At 67.5% G+C, this 3,180-nt stretch carries 3 protein-coding genes and 1 pseudogene; all 4 read left to right on the forward strand.

Translation table 11 applies throughout. The annotated features are described in order from the left end of the window. The coding region (locus tag VFW69_RS05900; protein ID WP_526499122.1) for a hypothetical protein at nt 1-490 on the forward strand (490 nt) is incomplete at its 5' end. Between the two features lie 194 nt (nt 491-684). Further along, nucleotides 685-1,911 carry an IS110 family RNA-guided transposase gene (locus VFW69_RS05905; RefSeq protein WP_526499126.1) on the forward strand — a complete coding sequence of 409 codons (1,227 nt, stop codon included), beginning with the start codon at nt 685-687 and terminating at the stop codon, nt 1,909-1,911. After that, nucleotides 1,908-2,252, forward strand: coding sequence for a hypothetical protein (locus VFW69_RS05910; RefSeq protein ID WP_526499124.1), 345 nt, complete (start codon nt 1,908-1,910; stop codon nt 2,250-2,252). Before VFW69_RS05905 ends, VFW69_RS05910 begins: the two co-directional genes overlap by 4 nt. Nucleotides 2,253-2,892: 640 nt before the next feature. Continuing rightward, nucleotides 2,893-3,180, forward strand: a pseudogene (locus tag VFW69_RS05915) (hypothetical protein); the annotation flags it as partial.

Here is a 3,180-nt window from a genome sequence, read left to right on the forward strand (position 1 = left end):
CTGGCTGCACGCCTGCGGCTTGGGCGTCAAGCAGGATGCGGCGCCGGTCGTGCTCGCGGTCACGCCGTTCGGGCGAGCCCTGGGCGGCAATGGGCGCAAGGTGCCGGCGCAGCTGCCCAAAGTCCTCGGGGTGCGCTCGAGTGCGTCCTGGGATCTGGTCCGGGTGCGGTTGGTGCCTGGCCAGAAACCGGAAGACTTCGACGCCGCTGCCCGGGCACTGGCTTCGGCCCGCGGGGTGGCCCGTTGCCAGGTCCGGGAACTGTCCCCCAATGTGGTGTCGATTGATTTCCAGCGCCGCAACCTGCTCGCCGAGCCGGTGACCTGCCCCGATCTCGCTGCACTGGCCCGGATCCAAGGCGGCGCCATTGATTTGCGGCGGGTGTGGGCTGGGCGCACCGAGTACGGCCAGGACTGGCACATCCCGCTGGCCGGGGGTCACACCCTAATGGCAGTTACTGGGTCGGTCGTTGACAGACTCGGTGCCCGGTAGCCGCCGGCGGGTGAGCACTTCCACACCCTGGACCGAGGTTGAGTCCTGGGGTCAGAACGTGCCCTCGCCGGTGGTCGGGAGAGGGACGGCTGCTGGGGTGTCGTGCCCGCTGATCTTCGGCGTGAGCACTGGTCCATTAGGGCGCTGGATTCTCCCGCGGGCTGCTGATGTCCCTGGGCAGAGTGGAGGCTGCGGTGTTGTTCGTCGGAGATGACTGGGCTGAAGATCATCACGATGTGGAGGTGCAGGACGAGCACGGCCGGGCGATGCGCACCGCCCGGCTGCCCGAGGGTGTGGACGGGATGGCCCGTTTCCACGAGTTGATCGCGACGTTTCTGCCCGAGGACGCTGATCCCTCGCGGGTGCTGGTGTGTATCGAGACCGACCGCGGGCCGTGGGTGCGGGCGCTGGTCGCGGCCGGCTATCAGGTGTTCGGGGTGAACCCCAAGCAGGCCGCTCGGCACCGGGAGCTGGTGTCGCTGTCAGGGGCCAAGAGCGACAAGGCCGACGCGCACGTCCTGGCGGACATGGTGCGCACCCGCCGCCACCAGCTGCGCCAGGTCGCCGCTGACACCGACATCGCCGAGGCGGTCAAGGTCGTAGCCCGCGCCCACCAGAGTTTGATCTGGGAACGGACCCGCCACACACTGCGCCTGCGAGCGGCGCTGCGCGACTACTTCCCCGCGGCACTGCAGGCATACAAGCCGTTGACGCTGACCGGAGCCGACACCTTGGAGCTGCTGGCCAAGGCACCCACCCCGGCCGCCGCGGCCAGACTCACCCACGCGCAGATCAGCGCCGTCCTGAAGCGAGCCCGCCGCAGGGATATCCCGGGCAAGGCCGCCGCGATCCGTGAGGCGTTGCGCACCGAGCACCTGGGCCTGGCCGAGATCGTGGCCAGCGCCTACGCGGCTTCTGTCCGCGCGACGGTCGCGGTCCTGCAGACCCTCAACACCGAGATCACCACCCTGGAAGAGCAGGTCGGTGCGCATTTTGGCCAGCACCCGGACGCTGAGGCCTACCTCAGCCAACCCGGTCTCGGCGTGATCCTCGGCGCCCGGGTGCTCGCAGAATTCGGCGACGCGCCCGGCCGCTACGCCGACGCGAAATCCCGCAAGAACTACGCCGGCACCGCACCGATCACCCGCCAATCCGGCAAATCCAAAACCGTGCACGCCCGGTTCATCCACAACGACCGCCTCATCGACGCCCTGCACATGCAAGCCGGCGCGGCGATCCTGCACGATCCCGGCGCCCGCGCCTACTACGACGAGCTCCGCGCCCGCGACCTCGGCCATAACGCCGCCCTGCGCCAACTCGGCAACCGCCTCGTCGGCATCCTGCACGGCTGCCTCAAAACCCACACCACCTACAACCCCACCACCGCCTGGTCACACCGCTACCAACACCTCGCCGCTTGACAACAAAGCTCCTGGGGTGTCTGACCCTCGCCACCGGCGCCGACCTCAAAGTCGTCCAAGACCTGCTCGGTCATTCCTCCATCACCATCACCGCGGACACCTACGCGCACGTCCTGCCCGAACTCGCCCGGGAAACCGCCGAAGCCGCCGCACGCATCGTCCCCCGCGCCCGGCGCGCAACACAGGAGCCCGAATTGAGCCCGGTGCCGCACACCGCGATCGACAGCACTCGGTCCGCCGCCGAGAACCAGCAGGTAGACACCACTGGAGCCCAGATTCCTGGCACACCGGGCGAAACGGCGCAGGGGATTAAAAGTCCTTTGCTCTGCCAGTTGAGCTAACGGCCCTCGCGCTGATGGTAGCCAACGCGGTGTCGCGGCTGGTGGTAGGTGGGCTGTGTGGACTTTGGCAGGAGCCTAGGCGGACCGGAGCGTCGCCACCGCAACATGACGACCCAACGCCCGTGGGCGCTTCGCGCCGCCCAGAGGGGTGAAAAGGGTCCTGAGTGGCGGTATGGCCCTCGTCCTCAGGTGGGCAGCAGCCTTGCGTGCGCCGAGTTCGACAGGAGGGCTGCGCTGGCGGCGGTGGACAGCCGTGGTGTCGAACTCGGCGACGACAGGGCTGTCGCGACTGTATTTCATTTCGAAGCAAGCAATGCTCCCTGCGCCGGACGGGTATGGCACCGCGTCCCACCGCGGCCATCGACACACCTGCCGCTGTCGGTCTTCGACGACGTGTACGCGCTAGCTGACGCGCTCCAACCGCAAAGGATGAATAACGAAACGACGTTTTCGGGTTGCTCCGCGTTATGACACCGCAGGCCTGTAAAGAGACTTGCGGGCCGCATCGGTCATCACTGCCGTGATCTCTCCCAGGCAACTGTGATGTTGTGTGCAGCTTGCTCTCACCTAGCCGGTCCATAACAGAAAGCACAACGTCGGCACGGCGTTTCGCGTGCTGCATCTGATCAAGGAGTGAGCGATGGACAGCGTCGCAGGCGGAAACTATCGACGGATAGCGACAAAGGTGGCGATCGGGGTGGTCGGCGCCTCGGTCGCGGTGGGCGTCGTGGCGGCTTGCTCCGGCGGATCGACCACCCCGGGAGTCACCCCGACGACGACAGCGCCACCCGCGGCCACCGCGCCGGCCAAGAGCGGCCACGCCCATGGACTCATCGGCCAGATCACCGCCGAGAGCGGGTCAACCTGGAGCGTCAACGCCAGGAACGGCACTCAGTACACCGTGACCATCACGCCTCAAACCCAGTTC

This window comes from Mycobacterium sp. (assembly GCF_036273375.1).
Taxonomy (GTDB): Bacteria; Actinomycetota; Actinomycetes; order Mycobacteriales; family Mycobacteriaceae; genus Mycobacterium.